General features: G+C 65.1%; 14 protein-coding genes. 11 read left to right on the top strand and 3 right to left on the bottom strand.

The window, feature by feature from the left end; translation table 11 throughout:
• Window positions 1-67: 67 nt before the first annotated feature.
• The 10 genes from ACNPP0_RS04565 to ACNPP0_RS04520 all read left to right on the top strand — a co-directional run bounded on the left by ACNPP0_RS04565 (window position 68) and on the right by ACNPP0_RS04520 (window position 13,125).
• On the top strand, window positions 68-469 hold the full coding sequence (locus tag ACNPP0_RS04565) for a winged helix-turn-helix domain-containing protein (protein WP_332608860.1): 402 nt from the start codon (window positions 68-70) through the stop codon (window positions 467-469).
• 164 nt (window positions 470-633) lie between these two features.
• Entirely contained in the window at window positions 634-1,893 is a 1,260-nt protein-coding gene (locus ACNPP0_RS04560) for an efflux RND transporter periplasmic adaptor subunit (protein WP_448705124.1), read from the top strand.
• A gap of 64 nt (window positions 1,894-1,957) precedes the next feature.
• Window positions 1,958-5,188, top strand: coding sequence for a multidrug efflux RND transporter permease subunit (locus tag ACNPP0_RS04555; RefSeq protein ID WP_332608858.1), 3,231 nt, complete (start codon window positions 1,958-1,960; stop codon window positions 5,186-5,188).
• A complete protein-coding gene (locus ACNPP0_RS04550; protein WP_332608857.1) occupies window positions 5,185-6,702 on the top strand; it encodes an efflux transporter outer membrane subunit in 1,518 nt (505 codons plus the stop codon). The genes ACNPP0_RS04555 and ACNPP0_RS04550 overlap by 4 nt, the downstream gene beginning before the upstream one ends.
• Window positions 6,699-7,439, top strand: coding sequence for a pyridoxine 5'-phosphate synthase (locus ACNPP0_RS04545; RefSeq protein WP_448705123.1), 741 nt, complete (start codon window positions 6,699-6,701; stop codon window positions 7,437-7,439). The genes ACNPP0_RS04550 and ACNPP0_RS04545 overlap by 4 nt, the downstream gene beginning before the upstream one ends.
• Before the next feature lie 72 nt (window positions 7,440-7,511).
• The gene (gene acpS, locus ACNPP0_RS04540; RefSeq protein WP_332608855.1) at window positions 7,512-7,943 is read left to right on the top strand and encodes a holo-ACP synthase; all 432 of its coding nucleotides are present in this window, start codon (window positions 7,512-7,514) and stop codon (window positions 7,941-7,943) included.
• A 72-nt stretch (window positions 7,944-8,015) separates the two neighbouring features.
• Window positions 8,016-9,074, top strand: a complete 1,059-nt coding sequence (nagZ, locus tag ACNPP0_RS04535) for a beta-N-acetylhexosaminidase (protein ID WP_448705122.1) — start codon at window positions 8,016-8,018, stop codon at window positions 9,072-9,074.
• Window positions 9,037-10,866, top strand: a complete 1,830-nt coding sequence (uvrC, locus tag ACNPP0_RS04530) for an excinuclease ABC subunit UvrC (protein WP_332608853.1) — start codon at window positions 9,037-9,039, stop codon at window positions 10,864-10,866. The genes nagZ and uvrC overlap by 38 nt, the downstream gene beginning before the upstream one ends.
• Before the next feature lie 74 nt (window positions 10,867-10,940).
• The gene (gene pgsA / locus ACNPP0_RS04525; RefSeq protein WP_448705121.1) at window positions 10,941-11,513 is read left to right on the top strand and encodes a CDP-diacylglycerol--glycerol-3-phosphate 3-phosphatidyltransferase; all 573 of its coding nucleotides are present in this window, start codon (window positions 10,941-10,943) and stop codon (window positions 11,511-11,513) included.
• 277 nt (window positions 11,514-11,790) lie between these two features.
• Complete coding sequence (locus tag ACNPP0_RS04520; RefSeq protein ID WP_448705120.1) at window positions 11,791-13,125, top strand: MFS transporter; 1,335 nt, start codon at window positions 11,791-11,793, stop codon at window positions 13,123-13,125.
• 19 nt (window positions 13,126-13,144) lie between these two features.
• Here the strand turns inward: ACNPP0_RS04520 and ACNPP0_RS04515 are convergent, their stop codons facing one another.
• From ACNPP0_RS04515 to queF, 3 genes are all read right to left on the bottom strand, one after another.
• On the bottom strand, window positions 13,145-14,482 hold the full coding sequence (locus ACNPP0_RS04515) for an MFS transporter (protein ID WP_332608851.1): 1,338 nt from the start codon (window positions 14,480-14,482) through the stop codon (window positions 13,145-13,147).
• Between the two features lie 92 nt (window positions 14,483-14,574).
• Window positions 14,575-15,729, bottom strand: coding sequence for a M20 aminoacylase family protein (locus ACNPP0_RS04510; RefSeq protein ID WP_332608850.1), 1,155 nt, complete (start codon window positions 15,727-15,729; stop codon window positions 14,575-14,577).
• A gap of 172 nt (window positions 15,730-15,901) precedes the next feature.
• Window positions 15,902-16,726, bottom strand: coding sequence for an NADPH-dependent 7-cyano-7-deazaguanine reductase QueF (gene queF, locus ACNPP0_RS04505; protein WP_332608849.1), 825 nt, complete (start codon window positions 16,724-16,726; stop codon window positions 15,902-15,904).
• A gap of 320 nt (window positions 16,727-17,046) precedes the next feature.
• Between queF and aceA the strand changes: the two genes are divergently transcribed.
• Complete coding sequence (gene aceA, locus ACNPP0_RS04500) at window positions 17,047-18,366, top strand: isocitrate lyase (protein WP_046805409.1); 1,320 nt, start codon at window positions 17,047-17,049, stop codon at window positions 18,364-18,366.
• Window positions 18,367-18,402: the final 36 nt, after the last annotated feature.

Here is an 18,402-nt window from a genome sequence, read left to right as displayed (position 1 = left end):
AACAGCAACCCAGTTCCGGGAGCCGGCCGCGCCGCCGTTGGCAAGGCCGCCCCGGTGGAGACATGTGATGACTGCTTTCGATGCTCTTGCCCCCCTTGGTCCGCAACCGCCGGATGCCGCCCGACTGCCCCATGCAGACGAGGCGACGTTCTTAAGCGGCGATCGGCTCGACGGTTGGTGGAGCCTGCTTTACCGGGGGTGGACGTTGTTGGCACCCAGCGGCGTGCGTATCGACCTGACCGAAATCGAACGTGCCTGCTTTTTGTGCCTGCTGCGAAATCCCAACCGCGAGCTGCTGCGCGAAGAGTTGATGGCAACGCGTGCCAGCACCAATCTGCGCACGTTGAATGTGGCAATCTGCCGACTGCGCAGCAAAGTGCTGCGCGCGGGAATCCGGTTGCCGCTGCATACCGTGCACGGCGTGGGCTATGTATTCCTGGGCAATCTCCGAGAGCTTTCCACCCTCTGAGGCTGTTGCGGAATGTCTCTCCCGCGCATCGTTTGAGCCGTTGAAAATACGTGTAATCCCCAATAACTGAGTTACATTATTGGGCTATTCACGTGCCATGACTGACGTTAGGCATTATCTGATCGCTTTGTTGGTTCGGTTCACTACGCTACGCGGGGGTTTCAATGCGGTTTTCGCCTAAACGTGTTTCAGGTCTGGCAGTTTCCGGTGGCATCCTCGCGCTGATATTGGCAGGGTGCGGCGAGAAGCCCCAGATGAACCCGGGCATGCCCCAAGTCAGCGTCATCACCGTACAGCCGGAGCGCGCGCCCATTGTCTCGGAACTGCCCGGCCGCGTGGACGCCGTGCGCGATGCCCAGATCCGCTCCCGCGTGACCGGCATCGTGCAGAAAATCACCTTCGAGCAGGGTGGCGACGTCAAGGAAAACCAGCTGCTGTTCAAGATCGATCCGGCGCCGTACAAGGCGGCCTACGATCAGGCGACGGCGCAGTTGAAGCAGGCGCAGGCGAACCTGTTCAGCGCCAAGCTGCTGGCCGACCGCTACGCGCCGCTGGTCAAGGCCAATGCGGTCAGCAAGCAGGAATACGACAACGCCGTGGCCTCGTTCCGCCAGGCCGACGCCGCGGTCGCCGCCGCCAAGGCCGCGCAGGACAACGCCAAGATCAACCTGGGTTACACCGACGTCACCTCGCCCATCACGGGCCGCATCGGCAAGCCGCTGGTGACCGAGGGCGCGCTGGTGGAATCCACGTCTGCCACGCAGATGGCCACCGTGCAGCAGCTGGACCCGGTCTACGTGGACTTCACTCAGTCCACCGCCGAACTGGCTGCGCTGCGCCGGGCATTTGCCAGCGGCCAGTTGCAGCAGGTGGGTAAAGACACCGCGCGCGCCACGGTCGTGCTGGAAGACGGCTCGGAATACCAGCACGCCGGCAAGCTGCTGTTCACCGGCATCACCGTGGACCCGTCCACGGGCCAGGTGAACCTGCGCGCCGAAGTGCCCAACCCCGACGGCATCCTGTTGCCCGGCATGTATGTGCGGGTGCGGCTGGAGCAGGGCGTGGACGACAAGGCGCTGGTGGTGCCGCAGCAGGCGCTGCAACGCACCGCCGACGGCTCGCAAAGCCTGATGCTGGTCAAGGACAACAAGATTCAGCAGTTGCCCGTCACGACCGGCGGCGCCATCAAGAACAACTGGCTGATCACCAGCGGCCTGAAGGCCGGCGACGTGGTCGTGGTTGAAGGCTTCCAGAAAATCCGTCCGGGGGCGCCGGTGCAAGTCAGCCAATGGACCAAGAACGGGGCCGCCGCCAAAGACGGCCAGGCGCCGGCGCAAACCGGCGCCAAGCCGGCCACACCGGCGGATCCGTCCAAGCCCGCCGAGCCCGCAACGCAGGACAAGGCCGCAGGCCAGAAATCTTAAGCGGCACGCGGCGCACAGGCGCCGCGTTCCCCTTTGGTGAGCATCGCTTTCAGAGTCAGCCCACATGCCGCAATTTTTCATTGATCGACCAATTTTTGCCTGGGTAGTTGCCCTGTTCATCTTGCTGGCCGGGGTGTTGGCCATCCCGAACATGCCGGTGGCGCAGTACCCGGACGTGGCCCCGCCGGCCATCACGATTACCGCCACCTATCCGGGCGCGTCCGCCAAGGAAGTGGCGGAATCGGTCACCAGCATCATCGAAGACAAGCTCAATGGCGCCAAGGGCCTGATCTACTACGAGTCGGTCAGCGATTCCTACGGCACCGCCACCATCACGGCCACCTTCGCCCCGGGCACCAACCCCGACCTGGCGCAGGTTGACGTGCAAAACCGCGTGTCGAACGTGATCGCGCAGTTGCCGTCGGCCGTGCAGCAGCAGGGCCTGCAATACGAGCAGACCAGTACCGGCTTTCTGATGATCGTGACGCTGTCGTCCAACGACGGCTCGCTGGATCAGACGGCGCTGGCCGACTACATCACGCGCAACGTGCAAAACCCGGTGTCGCGGGTGGCCGGCGTGGGCCAGTTCCAGCTGTTCGCCGCGCCGCGCGCCATGCGCATCTGGGTGGATCCCAACAAGCTGGTGGGCTTCAACCTGAGCATGAACGACGTCAACCAGGCGATTGCCGCGCAGAACGTGCTGATCTCCGGGGGCAGCATCGGGTCGCCGCCCAACCCGGAATCGCAACGCATCACGGCCACCGTCACGGCCAACGGGCAGCTGAGCACGGTTGAAGGTTTTGGCAAGATCGTGCTGCGCGCCAACACCGATGGCTCCAAGGTGCTGTTGCGTGACGTCGCGCGCGTGGAAGTGGGCGCCGACAACTACCAGTTTGGTGCCCGCCTGAACGGCAAGCCCACGGCGGCCTTCGCCATCGTGCTGTCGCCGGACGCCAACGCGCTGGCCACCGCCCAGGGCGTGCGCCAGCAGATGGAAGAACTGTCCAAGTACTTCCCGGGCAACATCCAGTACGCCATTCCGTACGACACGGCGCCCTACGTCAAGGTGTCGATCGAGCAGGTGCTGCACACCCTGGTCGAGGCCATGGTGCTGGTGTTCCTGGTGATGTACCTGTTCCTGCAGAACGTGCGCTACACGCTGATTCCGGCACTGGTCGTTCCCGTGGCCATGCTGGGCTCGTTCGCGGTGATGTTGGGGCTGGGTTTTTCCATCAACGTATTGACCATGTTCGCGATGGTGCTTGCCATCGGGATTCTGGTTGACGACGCCATCGTGGTGGTCGAAAACGTTGAACGGATCATGGCCACCGAAGGCCTGCCGCCCAAGGAAGCCACCAAGAAGGCCATGCCGCAGATCAGCGGCGCCATCATCGGCATCACGCTGGTGCTGGTCACGGTGTTCCTGCCGCTGGCCTTCATGAGCGGGTCCGTGGGCGTGATCTACCGGCAGTTCTCGGTGGCCATGGCCGTGTCGATCTTCTTCTCGGCCTTGCTGGCGCTGACCTTCACGCCCGCCTTGTGCGCCACCATTCTCAAGCCGGTGCCCAAGGGCCACCACAACGAGAAGAAGGGCTTTTTCGGCTGGTTCAACCGCAAGTTCGACGCCACCACGCACGGCTATCAGAACTGGGTGTCGCGCATCCTGCACAAGGGCGGCCGCATGATGCTGGCCTTCCTGGTGCTGGTGTTGCTGCTGGGCTGGTTGTACCTGCGCCTGCCGTCCTCGTTCCTGCCGGAAGAAGACCAGGGCTACGTGATCAGCAACATCGAGCTGCCCACCGGCGCCAGCGCCAACCGCACGATCGAAGTGATCGAACAGGTCGAGGAATATTTCCGCAATGTCCCGGCCGTTGAAAACATCATCACCGTGCAGGGCTACAGCTTTAACGGTAACGGCCTGAACGCCGCTATCGCGTTCACCACCTTGAAAGACTTCAAGGACCGCAAGGACAAGCAGGATTCCGCGGGCGCCATCGCGTTCAATGCCTTCCAGAAGCAGTTGATGGGCATCCACGATGCGCAGGTGTTCACGTTGGTGCCGCCGGCCATTTCGTCGTTGGGTAACGCCACCGGCTTCGACCTGCGCTTGCAGGATCGTGGGTCGGGTGGGTCCGAGGCCTTGGCCGCGGCCACCGGCCAGTTGATGGGCATGGCGATGAAGAGCCCCGTGCTGTCGCAGGTGCGCATCACCGGCCTGGCGGCCGGTACGCAGCTGACGCTGAACGTTGACCGCGACAAGGCCGCGGCCTTGGGCGTGGACTTCAACGAAGCGGCGTCGTTGATCTCGACGGCGGTGGGCTCGGCTTACCTCAGCAAGTTCCCCAACATGGGCCGGATGCAGAACATCTGGGTCCAGGCGGATGCGCCGTATCGCATGCAGCTGTCCGACGTGTTGCAACTGAACGCGCGCAACGCCCAGGGCGGCATGGTGCCGTTGTCCACCTTCGTGTCGGCCGAGTGGGTGCAAGGGCCGGTGCAGGTGGTGCGCTACAACAGCTACGAATCCATGCGTATCGGCGGCAGCGCCGCGCCGGGTTACACCACCGGCCAGGCCATGGAAGAAATGCAGAACCTGGTCGCGCAGCTGCCGCAAGGCTTTGGCTACGAATGGACCGGCTTGTCTTACCAGGAACGGCAAGCGGGCAACCAGGCGCCGATCCTGATGGGCCTGTCGCTGTTGATCGTGTTCCTGGTGCTGGCCGCGCTGTATGAAAGCTGGGCCATCCCGCTGTCGGTCATGCTGGTGGTGCCGCTGGGCATGCTGGGCGCCGTGGCGCTGGTCAGCGCGCTGGGCATGTCCAACGACGTGTACTTCCAGGTGGGCATGGTGACCGTGATCGGCTTGGCGGCCAAGAACGCCATTCTGATCGTGGAGTTCGCCAAGGACCAGTACGCGCGGGGCATGGGGCTGTATGAATCCGCCGTGGAAGCGGCCCGATTGCGGTTCCGGCCCATTCTCATGACGTCGCTGGCGTTCATCCTGGGCGTGGTGCCGCTGGCCATGGCCACCGGCGCGGGCGCTGCCAGCCAGCGCGCGGTCGGCCTGGGCGTGCTGGGCGGCATGTTGGCCGCCACGCCGTTCGCCGTGATCTTCGTGCCGACCTTCTTCGTGGTGGTGCTGGGTCTGTTCAAGACCCGCCCGCGCCTGTTGGGCGCCGAACTGAAGGCTTGGGAAGAAGAACAGGCCGCCAAGAAGGCAGCCGGCGACCCGCCCGACGCAGATGCGGGATACACCCCCGTTCAACCCAATGGTGGCCCGGAGGGCAAGGCATGAAAGCCCTGATGATCAAGCAATCCGCCCTGTCCGCCTTTGTGGCGGTGGCGTTGGCCGGCTGCTCGCTGGCGCCCGACTACAAACGTCCCGATGCCCCGGTCACGGGCGCCTGGCCCGACCAGCCCAAGGTGCAATACGGCGGCTACAACAACCCCACGTCCCTGGGTACGCAGCCGGCGTCGGCCGTTGTGCCCGAAGCCGGCATCCCGGCCGCCGACCTGGGCTGGCGCGAATTCTTCCGCGACCCCCGCCTGCAAAGCCTGATTTCGCTGGCGCTGGTGAACAACCGCGACCTGCGCGTGGCCGTGCAGCGCGTGGAAGAAGCGCGTGCCCAATACGGCGTTCAACGCGGGGCGCAATGGCCCAGCATCGGCGCCGGCATCCAGGGCCAGCGCCAGCATCTGCCCGCCAACATGCGCGCGGGTGGCCCGGATTCCAGCTCGATTTCCAGTTCGTACCAGGCGGGTATCGGCCTGACGACTTTCGAAATCGATCTGTTCGGGCGTTTGCGCAACCTGTCCGAAGCGGCGTATCAGCAGTACCTGTCGACCGAGCAGGCGCAGAAAACCGTACAGATCACGCTGGTCGGCTCCGTGGCGCAGTCGTATTTCAACTATCGAGCGGCCGAAGTCCAGCTGGATTTGACGCAGCGCACGCTGGCCTCGCGCCAGGAATCCTATGACCTGGTCAAGCGCCGTTTCGACGGCGGCGTGGCTTCGGAACTGGATCTGAATCAGTCCAAGTCCTTGCTGGACACGGCTTCGTCCGACCTGGCGCAACTGGCGCGTGCCCGTGCTCAAGCCTTGAACGCCCTGGTGCTGCTGGTGGGCGCGCCGCTGCCCGATGACCTGCCGCCGGCCGCGCCGTTCGGGCGCGACCAGTTGCTGGCCACCGTGCCGTCCGGCCTGCCGTCTGACCTGCTGGAACGCCGCCCCGACATCCTGGCCGCCGAAAACCAGCTGCTATCCGCCAACGCCAACATCGGCGCGGCGCGCGCGGCGTTCTTCCCGACCATTTCGTTGACGGGGCTGTTGGGCGTTGCCAGCCCGTCGCTGGGCGATCTGTTCAAGGGCGGGCAGGGCTACTGGAGCTTCTCGCCGTCCATCACCACGCCGCTGTTCTCGGGCGGCAGCATCCGCGAAGGGCTGAACCTGGCCAAGGCGCGCGACAATATCGCCGTGGCTCAGTACGAGCAGACCATCCAGCAGGCGTTCCGGGAAGTGTCCGACGCGCTGGCCGGCGAAGCCACGTACGGTGCACAGCTTGACGCGCAGCGCGCATTGCAGGAATCGTCCTCGCGCACGCTTGAGCTGTCGAATTTGCGCTATACCAATGGCATCGACAGCTACCTGCAAGTGCAGACCGCGCAGGTGGATTTCTTCAATGCCCAGCTGTCGCTGGTGCAAACCGGTTTGGCCGCGCTGATCAACCGCGTGGAGCTCTACAAGGCGTTGGGCGGCGGCTGGGAAGAAACCACGAAAGAACCGACCAAAGTGACGACGACCGCTCAATGATAGAACTTGGTGTAAATATCGATCACGTTGCCACGTTGCGGCAACAACGCCATACGGTGTACCCGGACCCGGTGGCCGCCGCGCTGCGCGCCGAAGATGCCGGCGCCGACCTCATCACGCTGCATCTGCGTGAAGACCGGCGCCATATCCAGGACGCGGACGTCTACGCCATTCGTCCGCAGCTGCGCACGCGCATGAACCTGGAATGCGCGATTACCGCTGAAATGCTGGAAATTGCCTGCGCCGTCAAACCCAACGACGTCTGCTTGGTCCCTGAAAAACGCACCGAACTGACCACCGAAGGTGGCCTAGAAGTGGCCGGCGCGATGGGCGCGGTGACGGACGCGGTGGGCTTGCTGGCCGAGGCGGGCATCCGGGTGTCCCTGTTCATCGACGCAGACCCGGCGCAGATCGCGGCGGCGGCCAAGGCCGGCGCCACGGTGATCGAACTGCACACCGGCGCCTATGCCGAAGCCGAAGGCGATGCGCGCGCGGCGGAATTGCAACGCATCCGCGTGGCCGTCACCGAAGGCTTGCGCCATGGCCTGCGCGTGAACGCCGGCCACGGCCTGCACCTGGGCAACGTCGCCCCGGTGGCGGCCATCGATGGCATTTCCGAACTGAACATCGGCCACGCCATCGTGGCGCAGGCGGTGTTCGATGGCTGGGAAAAAGCGGTGCGCGATATGAAGGCGGTGATGGTGCAGGCCCGCCTTCAGGCCCTGCGCGGCCTGTGATCGCAGGCCGGATCGCACAATCCCGCGTGACGCTTACCCAACCGCTGTTTTCGCCGTTTTTGGTTGACGCCCATGTCTGAATCCCCCCAAGCCCCGTTGCCCGCAGGCGCCATTGCCGGCATCGGCATGGACTTGTTGCGCATCGACCGCATCGAACGCGCGCTGGAACGGCATGGCGACCGCTTCGCGGAGAAAATCCTGGGCGCCGAGGAATTACTGAAATTCCACGCGCGCCGGGCCCGCGACCCGGTGCGCGGCATCCGCTTTCTGGCCACCCGCTTTGCCGCCAAGGAAGCGTTTTCCAAGGCGATCGGGCTGGGCATGCGCATGCCCATGACCTGGCGGCGGGTGCAGACCTTGAACGCGCCGGGCGGGCGCCCGGTGCTGGTCATCGCCCCTGAATTGCTGGACTGGTATGGCCAGCGCTTCGGCGCGGCGCACGTGTCCATCACCGACGAATCCGACATGGCCGCCGCCTACGTGGTGGTCGAACGCAAGCCGTAGGCGCAAGCCCGGCCCCGGCTTGCGCCGTGGCCCCGCGCCCGCCGCTTGCCACACAGATATAAGGACAGCCTCATGGCCAAGAAAAAATCCAAGGTGGTCCTGCCTCCCGGCCCCGTGATGGTCGACGTGGCGGGCACCTCGCTTACCAAAGAAGAAAAGACGCGTCTGCGCCACCCGGTGGTGGGCGGCGTGATTCTGTTCGCGCGCAACTTCGAAAGCCGCAAGCAGCTGACCCGCCTGACGCGCCAGATCCACAAGGCCCGCAAGGAACCACTGCTGATCCTGGTGGATCACGAGGGCGGCCGGGTGCAGCGTTTCCGCGAAGACGGCTTTACCGCCTTGCCCGCCATGCGCGACCTGGGCACGCTGTGGGACCGCGACCCCTTGCAGGCCATGCGCCTGGCCACCGAAGCCGGCTATGTGCTGGCCGCCGAGCTGCGCGCCTGCGGCGTGGACATGAGCTTCACCCCCGTGCTGGACCTGGACTACGGCGTCAGCAAGGTGATCGGCAACCGCGCCTTCCATTCGGACCCGCGCGTGGTCACGATGCTGTCGCGAGCCCTGATCCAGGGCCTGTCGCTGGCCGGCATGTCCGCCTGCGGCAAGCATTTCCCCGGCCATGGGTATGTGCAAGCCGATTCGCACCACGAGATCCCCGTGGACCCGCGCAAGCTGGACGACATCCTGAACGACGACGCCGCCCCGTACGCGTGGCTGGGCGACGCTGTGCTGCCGTCCGTGATGCCCGCCCACGTGATCTACCCCAAGGTTGACAAGCATCCGGCCGGATTTTCCAAAAAGTGGGTGCAGGACATCCTGCGCAAGCGCCTGGGCTATGACGGCGTGGTGTTCTCGGACGACCTGACGATGGAAGGCGCCTCGGTGGCAGGTGATATCCTGGCCCGTGCCAACGCCGCGCTCAACGCTGGTTGCGACATGGTGTTGGTGTGCAACCGCCCGGACCTGGCCGACGACCTGCTGTCGCGCCTGACGTTCGAGCATGCGCCCGAATCGGTCGAACGCATCCGCCGCCTGATGCCGCGTTTCGATGCGCCCGACTGGGATACCTTGCAGGCCGAAAGCCGTTATCAGAATGCCCGACGACTTCAATCTCAAATCGTTCCTGGCTGACCTGCCGCACTTGCCGGGTGTCTATCGACACCTGGATGCGGCCGGTGAAGTCATGTATGTCGGCAAGGCGCGCGACCTGAAAAAACGCGTCTCGTCGTATTTCCAGAAGAACCTGTCCAGCCCGCGCATCGCCCAGATGGTGGCGAAGGTGGCGCGGCTGGAGGTCACGGTGACGCGCTCGGAAGCCGAAGCGCTGATCCTGGAAAACAACCTCATCAAGAGCCTGAAGCCGCGTTACAACATCCTGTTTCGCGACGACAAGTCCTACCCGTACCTGCTGATCACTGGCCACGAATGGCCGCGCATTGCCTACTACCGGGGCGCGACGAACAAGCGCGGCCAGTACTTCGGCCCGTTTCCCAACGCCTGGGCGGTGCGCGAAACGATCCAGATCCTGCAAAAGGTGTTCCGCCTGCGCACCTGTGAAGACACCGTCTTCGCCAACCGGTCGCGGCCCTGTCTGCTGCATCAGATCGGGCGCTGTTCGGCGCCATGCGTGGGCGCGATCGAAGCCGAGGAATACCAGCGCGACGTGCAGCGCGCCGTGCGTTTTCTGAACGGCGAAGCGAAAGACGTCATGGGCGAAATCGAAACCCGCATGCAGCAGGCGGCGGGCGAATTGCGCTTTGAAGAAGCCGCCGCCTTGCGCGACCAGATGGGATCGCTGGCGCGCGTGTTGCACCAGCAGACCATGGAGAACACCAGCGGCGAAGACACCGACATCATCGCGGTGGCGGTGGCGGGCGGCAAGGTCTGCGTGAACCTGGCGATGGTGCGCGGCGGCCGCCACCTGGGCGACAAGCCGTTCTTTCCGACGCACGCCGAAGGCGAGGCGGCACCGCAGGTGCTGGAGGCCTTCATCGCCCAGCACTACACCGACAACGCCATGCCGCCCGTGCTGGTGTGTTCGCACGCCTTGCCCGACCCGGAACTCATCAACCTGCTGATCGAGCAGGCCGGTGGGCGCCCGTCGCGGTTGTTGACTCGGCCCCAGGGGGCGCGCCGGTCCTGGCTGGAACAGGCGGGCAAGAATGCCGAGATGGCCCTGGCGCGCGCGCTGACCGAATCCGGCGCCCGCGCCGGCCGCACACTGGCGCTGGCCGAGGCGCTGGACCTGGACACGGACGAGGCCGCGCTGGATGCGCTGCGCATTGAATGTTTCGACATCAGCCATACGGCGGGTGAGGCCACCCAGGCGTCCTGCGTGGTGTTCGAACACCACGACATGCAGCCGTCGCTGTACCGCCGTTACAACATTGCCGGCATCACCCCGGGTGACGATTACGCGGCGATGCGCCAGGTGCTGACGCGCCGGTTCGCCAAGGTGGCCGACGGCGAGGCCCCGATGCCGGGGCTGGTGCTGATTGACGGTGGCAAGGGCCAGGTCGAAGTGGCACGCAAGGTGTTCGCGGAATTGGGGCTGGATATCCAGACGCTGGTGGGCGTGGCCAAGGGGGAAGGGCGCAAGGTCGGCCTGGAAACCCTGGTGTTTGCCGACGAGCGGCCCCCCGTGGCGCTGGGCGGCGAATCCGCCGCGCTGATGCTGATCGCCCAGGTGCGAGACGAGGCGCACCGCTTTGCCATTACCGGCATGCGCGCGCGCCGCGCCAAGACGCGCAACGTGTCGCGCCTGGAAGAGATCGAGGGCGTGGGCGCCCGGCGGCGGCAGCGGCTGCTGGCCCGGTTTGGCGGGTTTTCGGGGGTGGCGTCGGCCAGCATCGAGGACCTGGCGTCGGTGGACGGTATTTCGCAGGACCTGGCGGAACGCATCTACGAGGCGTTGCGTGGGTAGCCACGGCCAACCCACGGCCATTGCGCGCCGCCGATACAGCCAGCGTCACCCGGCTGATGTAGCATACGGACACTATGCCAATTAACGTACCCATTATCCTGACATGGCTGCGCATCGCCATGATTCCGCTGGTGGGCGGGCTGTTCTACCTGCCCGAGAGCTGGATGTCGGTTCCCACCCGCGACTCTTTTGCGGCGTGGGCGTTCATCATCGCGGCACTGACCGATTGGTTTGACGGCTGGCTGGCTCGGCGTTGGAACCAGACGTCGGCGTTCGGCGCCTTCCTGGACCCCGTGGCGGACAAGTTGATGGTATGCGCCGCGCTGATCGTGCTGCTGGACCTGAGCCGTGTCGACGCCTTTATCTCGTTGATCATCATCGGCCGCGAAATCACCATTTCGGCCCTGCGTGAATGGATGGCAAAAATTGGCGCCAGCGCCAGCGTCGCGGTGCACCGGCTGGGTAAATTCAAGACGGCTGCGCAGATGGTGGCCATTCCGTGCCTGCTGTACAACCAGCCCATCTACGGCATGAACACCAAGCTGCTGGGCGACGTGCTGATCATCGTCGCGGCGGTGCTGACGGTCTGGTCGATGTTGTATTACCTGCAACGCGCCTGGCCCGCCATCCGCGAAAAGGCGCTGTAGGGCGTTGTGCATGGCGGATTTGCCGTATCCGCCGTATCGCCCGTATGTGCTGTATGCGTCCGGTCCACCGGGCAGTATCCTGAATTTCAAATCGGCGGCCCGGCTCGCGACAGGACGGCCGCCGACATACTCAAAGAGCGATGGCCGGCATGATCCGGCCCGGCCCAGCCGCCGCATTCGCCATGAACACGACGTCCGGGTTCCCCGGCCGTTGCCGGAGACAACCCGCGCATGGCTTCGCCGCCTGCGCCACGCGCCGCTGCCGCGGCTTTTTGCAATGACCACCGCCGCCCATATCCTTCCATCAGACGCCGACGTTCGTCGGCGCGACTGGAAAACCATCTTGCTGATCGGCGTTGCGCACGCCGCCTCGCACTTTTTCCAACTGGTATTGCCGCTTCTTAACGTGTCGCTGGCCACGGCCTTCGGCCTGGACTTCGCGCGCGTCGGCGCGCTGGTGGCCACGTTCTACGTCGTGTCGGGCGTGGGGCAGGCGTCGTCCGGCTTCGTCGTGGACCGCATCGGCGCACGGCCCGTGCTGTGGTTCGGCTTGGCGTGCTTCGTGCTTTCGGGCGTGTTGATCGGTTCGGCTAATGGGTACCCGATGTTGATGGCGGCGGCTATTGTCGGCGGCATCGGCAATTCCGTTTTTCACCCCGCCGATTACTCCATCATCAACCACCGCATCACGGCGTCGCGCCTGGGCCACGCGTTTTCGGCGCATGGGCTGACCGGCAACCTGGGCTGGGCGCTGACCCCGGTTTTCATGACCACGATCATCCTGCTGGCCGACTGGCGCGTGGCGGCCTACAGCGCCGCCGGGTTGGTGGCGGTGGTGTTGCTGTTGACGGTGCTGGGCGGCCATTTGCTGGGCGGCCCCTTGCCGCCGAGCGCCGACGCCATGGGCGACGACACGGGCACTAGCAACACGACGACGGCCCCGGCCAAGGCCGCGGCAACGCAGGCGCCCAACCCGCAGGAAGGCGTGCTGGCCACCTTGGCCACGTTGCTGTCCAAGCCGGCGCTGTGGGGCGCGTTCCTGTTCTTCGCCTGCACATCGATTGCTCTGTCGTCGGTGCAGAACTACACGATTCCGTTGCTGGACCAGCTGTATGGCTTGTCCAACGTGGTGGCCAGTTCGGCCTTGTCCGGGTACATGGTGGCCTCGGCCGTGGGCATGGCGGCGGGCGGTTTCCTGGTGTCGGCCAACCCGCGCACCGAGCGCACCGTCATGGTTGCGCTGCTGTTGGCGGGCTTGACGCTGGTGGTGCTGGCGCTGGGCTGGGTGCCGGCCGCGCGGGCCGCGCCGGTAGTGGGCCTGGCCGGCTTCTGCTCGGGCGTGGCCGCGCCGTCCCGCGACATGCTGATCCGCCGCGTCACGCCCAAGGGCTCGACCGGTTCGGTCTATGGGCTGGTGTATTCGGGCATGGACGTCGGGTCGGCGCTGGGTCCGCTGGCCTTCGGCATTTTGCTGGATGCCGGTTTCCGCCAGGGCCCGTGGGTGGGCGCCGGCGTGGCGTTCACGGCGGCGGCGCTGCTGGCGCAATGGATCGCGGTGCAGGCGCGCCGCGCCGATCCCGTCATGACGGCGGGCGCGGTCGCCCGGTCCTGACGCGGCCGCCGCGCCGTTTTCAGGCCGTTCTTTCGCGCAGCCGCGTGGGGCTGCCGGCATCGCCGCGCGGCTTGCCCGGCCCTAGCAGCAGCAATCCGATCAGCCCGATCCCCACGCACACGGCTACGTAGTACACGGGCACCATCAAGTCGCCCGTGCGTTGAATCAACGCGGTGTTGATGAAAGGCGCCAGCCCGCCGAACAGCATCACGGCCAGGTTGTACGACAGGGATACGCCCGTGGACCGCAGGTTCACCGGCAGGATCTCGGTCATCAGCGCGGGCGTTGGCCCCCACATCACGCCCATGCACGCCGCCGCCGCCAACTGCGCTTGCAGCAGGGTGGCGAAGGACGGCGCTTGCAGCACGCGCGCCATCATGATCCAGGTCACCACCCCAAAGGCGAACGTGGCCGGCAGCATCAGGGCGCGGCGCGACAAACGGTCCGACAGCGCGCCGGACAGCGGGCACAGCACCAGCAGCAACACCGCCGCCAAGGCGCTGCTCAGTTGCGCGTCGCCCATCGTCAGTCCCAGTTCCGTGACGGCAAACAGGGGCAGGTACAACAGCATCACGTAGTTGGACGCCGTGCCGGTGACCACAATGCAAAACGACCCGGTCAGTTCACGCGGATAGCGCGAAAACAGCGTGCGCAGCGTGGTCTGCGCAGGCTTGACGCGCTGGTCCTGAAATTGGCGGAACTCGGGCGTTTCATCCACCTGCGTACGCAGGTAATAGCCAATGGGCCCGATCAGGATGCCGAACAGGAACGGCACGCGCCAACCCCAGCTTTCCAGGTCGGCGGTCGACAGGTTGGAGGACAGCAGATACACCACGCCCGCGCCGGCTGAGAACGCCAGCGCCTGCGAGCACATCTGGAAACTGCCGTACAGGCCGCGTCGGTTGGGCGGCGCAAACTCCACCAGCATGGCGCTGGCGCTGGCATATTCGCCGCCCACGGAAAAGCCCTGGATCAAGCGCGCCACCAGCATCAGCACGCTGGCCGCCATGCCGATGGACGCGTAGGTGGGCAGCACGCCGATCATGGCCGTGCCGCCCGCCATCATCAGGATCATCAGCGACAGCGCGCGGCGGCGTCCGTGGCGGTCGGCGTACATGCCCAGCACCAGCCCGCCAATGGGCCGCACGGCAAAGGCCACGCCAAAGGTGGCCAGCCCCAGCAGCAGCGACGTCGCGTTGTCGCCCGTGGGGAAGTACAGCCGTGATATCACGGCGGCAAACATGCCGTAGATGGCGAAGTCGAACCACTCGAAGGCGTTGCCCAGCACCGAGGCAATGACCACGCGGCGGCGCATGGCGGCGGAAACTTGATAAGCGGGGGAAGACGGAGGCGTCATCACGGACTCCTGCAAGCGCCGTACAGGCGTAAGGGAACACGGGCGCGCCGCAGCGGCGCGTCCGTGAATTCAACAGCTGGGAAAAGGGCGGATCAGCCCAGGCGGTCGCGCACGATCTCAACGAAGACGGCCGCGCCCGTGGGCAGGATGTCGTCGTCGAAGTCGTATTCCGGGTGATGGCAGAAGTGGCCGTCCTGCCCAACGAAGAAGTAGGCGCCCGGGCATTCTTGCAGCAGATACGCGAAATCTTCCCCCGCCATCAGCGGGGTGATGCGGTCGTCCACCAGGTCGGCGCCGACCACGCGCGTTGCGGCGGCCGCGACGGTGGCCGCCGGGCCGGGCGCATTGATGGTCGGGGGGCAACCCATGCCGAATTCGACGTCGATGTGCGTGGCGTTGGCAACCCCAAGGCCCTCGCACATTTCGCGCACCCGGCGCAGCGCCGTTTCGCGCGCGGCAAGGCTCATGGTGCGGATCGTGCCGCGCAGCTCGATCATGTCGGGGATGACGTTGGGCGCGGTGCCGCCGTTCATCATGCCCACGCTGACCACGCCCGATTCCAGCGGGTCCAGCGCCCGGCTGACGACGGTTTGCAGCATGCCCACCAACTGGCAGGCGATGACGACCGGGTCATTGCCCTGTTGCGGCATGCCGCCATGGCAGCCCACGCCATGCACGCGGATGACAAAACCGTCACAGGCGGCCAGCAATGCGCCTTCGCGCACAGCCACGCGGCCCTTGCCGATCATGGGGTTGTTGTGCAGGCCGTAGATTTCGTCGCACGGAAAGCGCTTAAAGAGTCCATCGGCCATCATTGCCACGCCGCCGGCCAGGGTTTCCTCGGCGGGCTGGAAGATGAAGTTGATGGTGCCGGCAAAGTCCCGGTTCTGCGACAGGTGCTGCGCCACGGCCAGCAGCGTGGCGGTGTGCCCGTCATGCCCGCAGCCGTGGAACGTGCCTTCATGGGTGGAACGGTAGGGCAGCGTGGTTTTTTCCTGCATGGGCAGCGCGTCCATGTCGGCGCGCAGGCCGATGCGGCGCTTGCCCGGGCGTGCGCCCTGCAATACGGCCACTACGCCCGTGCCACCGATGCCGGCATGCACGTCCAGGCCCCATTGCCGCAGTTTGGCCGCGACGAGCTCGGCGGTGCGGTGCTCCTGGAAACTCAACTCGGGGTGCGCATGCAGGTCCTGCCTCCATTGCGCGTACTCGGGTTGACGCTCGACAAACCAATCTCGCACTTGCATTGCCGCCTCCTTGGGGGAGTGAAATGTCTAAGGTTCGGATGTGGCGGCGGGCCGGGCGGCCCGCCTGATGCCGTGCGAACCATAATCGATATCGGTGGCGGGCAGTGTGTGTGTAACCAAGCGTGAGAATTTGCGGGCGACCGCGCGCGGCATGCGGCGCGGCGCGTCCGCGTTATTGGCGAACGGTGCGCACGTCGGCCGGCGGCGCGGCCTCGAAGTTGCTGCGCCAGGGGTTGATGTCCAGCCCGCCACGGCGCGTGTAGCGCGCGTACACGGTCAGCTGTTCGGGGGCGCAGGCCTGCATGATGTCGCTGAAGATGCGCTCGACGCAGTGTTCGTGAAATTCCGCGTGCTGGCGGAAAGACACCACGTAGCGCAGCAGCGATTCCCGGTCGATGGGCGCGCCCCGGTAGCGGATCTGCACGCTGGCCCAATCGGGCTGGCCCGTCACGGGGCAGTTGGACTTCAACAGCCGCGAGGCCAGCGTTTCCTCGACCACGTCGCCCGGCCGCGTACGCAGCACTTGCGGCGCCGGCTCGTAGGTGTCGATCTCGATATCCAGCTTGTCGATATAGATGCCGTCCATCTCGCCCATCTGCAACTCGGAGAATCGCTGCGGCAGGAAGAAGTCCAGGCCCACGGGCGCGCCGGCGGCGGCGCTCAGGTCGCGTTCCAGACGCCCGCGCAGCGCGGCGGAATTGACCAGCCGGGTCTGGTTGAACGAATTCAGATAAAGCTTGAATGACTTGGATTCGATGATGTTCGGGCTGTCGGCCGGCACCGAAAACGTAGCCATTGCCACGCGCGGCTTGCCCTTGGCGTCCAGCCAGGACAGCTCGTAGGCGTTCCACAGGTCAACGCCCCTAAAGGGCAGGTTGCCGGCGGTCAGGTTCAGCGCCGCGCGGTTGTGCGAGCGCGCGATGGGAAACAGCAGCGAAGGATCGTATTGCGAGGCGTAGGCCACGCTTTGGCCCAGGGGGCCGTGCGACAGGGTCATGGCAATTCAGGAATAGCGGGGGAATAGCGGCATTGTAGGCGCTTCAAAAAGGGCCATTTTTCCGCATTGTGAAATGTAAGTCCCGTGATGTGAAAGTTCCTGCTGCTGCGCAACCAAAGCGCATTTCATAGATGACAAAAGCGTTTCGTGATGCGAAATGCCGCTTTCAACCTATTGATTTTATAGGCAAATATTTTTTGTCTTCTATAAGACACCAGCCCACCTTGCTTTGCAGCAGAGGCATAGACTTTGTCCAACGATTCACGCAATGCAGAACGCGAATCTTTGAAGCCTTCTTATCACTGACCAGGAGCATCACCATGAGCACTCGCGAAACCGAAATCCGCAATTTGCAGAAAGACTGGGCCGAGAACACCCGCTGGCAGGGCATCAAGCGCGACTACAGCGCCGAGGATGTCATCCGCCTGCGCGGCTCGATCAGCGTGCAGCACACGCTGGCCGAACGTGGCGCCACCCGTCTTTGGGAACTGCTGCATAGCGAACCCTTCGTGAATTCGCTGGGCGCCCTGACCGGCAACCAGGCCATGCAACAGGTCAAGGCCGGCCTGAAGGCCATCTACCTGTCGGGCTGGCAAGTGGCCGGCGACGCCAACCTGGCCGGCGAGATGTATCCCGACCAGTCGCTGTACCCCGCCAACTCGGTGCCGCAAGTGGTTCGCCGCATCAACAATTCGTTGGCGCGCTGCGACCAGATCCAATGGATGGAAGGCAAGAACCCGGGCGACGAAGGCTACATCGATTACTTTGCGCCCATCGTGGCCGATGCCGAAGCGGGCTTTGGCGGCGTGCTGAACGCGTTTGAACTGATGAAGGCGATGATCGACGCCGGCGCGTCGGGCGTGCACTTCGAAGACCAATTGGCGTCCGTGAAGAAGTGCGGCCACATGGGCGGCAAGGTGCTGGTGCCCACCCGCGAAGCCGTGGCCAAGCTGGTGTCGGCACGCCTGGCGGCCGACACGATGGGCACGCCCACCGTGCTGCTGGCCCGCACCGACGCCGATGCCGCCGACCTGGTGACCAGCGACGTGGACGAAAACGACCGACCGTTCATCACCGGCGAGCGCACCGTGGAAGGCTTCTTCCGCACCAAGGCCGGCATCGATCAAGCCATTTCGCGTGGCCTGGCCTACGCGCCGTATGCCGACCTGATCTGGTGCGAAACGTCCACGCCCAACCTGGAATACGCCCGCAAATTCGCGGACGCCATCCATCGCCAATTCCCGGGCAAGCTGCTGGCGTACAACTGCTCGCCCTCGTTCAACTGGAAGAAGAACCTGGACGACGGCACCATCGCCAAGTTCCAGCGTGAGCTGGGCGCCATGGGCTACAAGTTCCAGTTCATCACGCTGGCCGGCTTCCATGCGCTGAACTACGGCATGTTCGAACTGGCCCACGGCTACGCCCGCCGCCAGATGAGCGCCTTTGTGGAATTGCAGCAGAAGGAATTCGCGGCCGCCGAAATGGGCTTCACCGCCGTGAAGCACCAGCGCGAAGTGGGCACCGGCTACTTCGACGCCGTGACGCAGACGATCGAAAACGGCCAGTCCTCGACCACGGCGCTGACGGGCTCTACGGAAGAAGCCCAGTTCGAACACGGCAAGGAACAGAAGGTGGCTTGACCGCTTGACCGCTTGAACGCAGGGGGCGTCACCCGC

The sequence above is a fragment of the Achromobacter semiaridum genome (assembly GCF_053543755.1).
Note: the sequence above shows the minus strand (reverse complement) of the source record. Positions and strands in the feature narration are given on the sequence as shown.

What these genes read in the sequence shown, in the direction of transcription:
- ACNPP0_RS04565 (WP_332608860.1), top strand. Translation starts at nt 68, where the DNA reads ATGACTGCTTTCGATGCTCTTGCCCCCCTTGGTCCGCAACCGCCGGAT.
- ACNPP0_RS04560 (WP_448705124.1), top strand. Translation starts at nt 634, where the DNA reads ATGCGGTTTTCGCCTAAACGTGTTTCAGGTCTGGCAGTTTCCGGTGGC.
- ACNPP0_RS04555 (WP_332608858.1), top strand. Translation starts at nt 1,958, where the DNA reads ATGCCGCAATTTTTCATTGATCGACCAATTTTTGCCTGGGTAGTTGCC.
- ACNPP0_RS04550 (WP_332608857.1), top strand. Translation starts at nt 5,185, where the DNA reads ATGAAAGCCCTGATGATCAAGCAATCCGCCCTGTCCGCCTTTGTGGCG.
- ACNPP0_RS04545 (WP_448705123.1), top strand. Translation starts at nt 6,699, where the DNA reads ATGATAGAACTTGGTGTAAATATCGATCACGTTGCCACGTTGCGGCAA.
- acpS (WP_332608855.1), top strand. Translation starts at nt 7,512, where the DNA reads ATGTCTGAATCCCCCCAAGCCCCGTTGCCCGCAGGCGCCATTGCCGGC.
- nagZ (WP_448705122.1), top strand. Translation starts at nt 8,016, where the DNA reads ATGGCCAAGAAAAAATCCAAGGTGGTCCTGCCTCCCGGCCCCGTGATG.
- uvrC (WP_332608853.1), top strand. Translation starts at nt 9,037, where the DNA reads ATGCCCGACGACTTCAATCTCAAATCGTTCCTGGCTGACCTGCCGCAC.
- pgsA (WP_448705121.1), top strand. Translation starts at nt 10,941, where the DNA reads ATGCCAATTAACGTACCCATTATCCTGACATGGCTGCGCATCGCCATG.
- ACNPP0_RS04520 (WP_448705120.1), top strand. Translation starts at nt 11,791, where the DNA reads ATGACCACCGCCGCCCATATCCTTCCATCAGACGCCGACGTTCGTCGG.
- ACNPP0_RS04515 (WP_332608851.1), bottom strand. Translation starts at nt 14,482, where the DNA reads ATGACGCCTCCGTCTTCCCCCGCTTATCAAGTTTCCGCCGCCATGCGC.
- ACNPP0_RS04510 (WP_332608850.1), bottom strand. Translation starts at nt 15,729, where the DNA reads ATGCAAGTGCGAGATTGGTTTGTCGAGCGTCAACCCGAGTACGCGCAA.
- queF (WP_332608849.1), bottom strand. Translation starts at nt 16,726, where the DNA reads ATGACCCTGTCGCACGGCCCCCTGGGCCAAAGCGTGGCCTACGCCTCG.
- aceA (WP_046805409.1), top strand. Translation starts at nt 17,047, where the DNA reads ATGAGCACTCGCGAAACCGAAATCCGCAATTTGCAGAAAGACTGGGCC.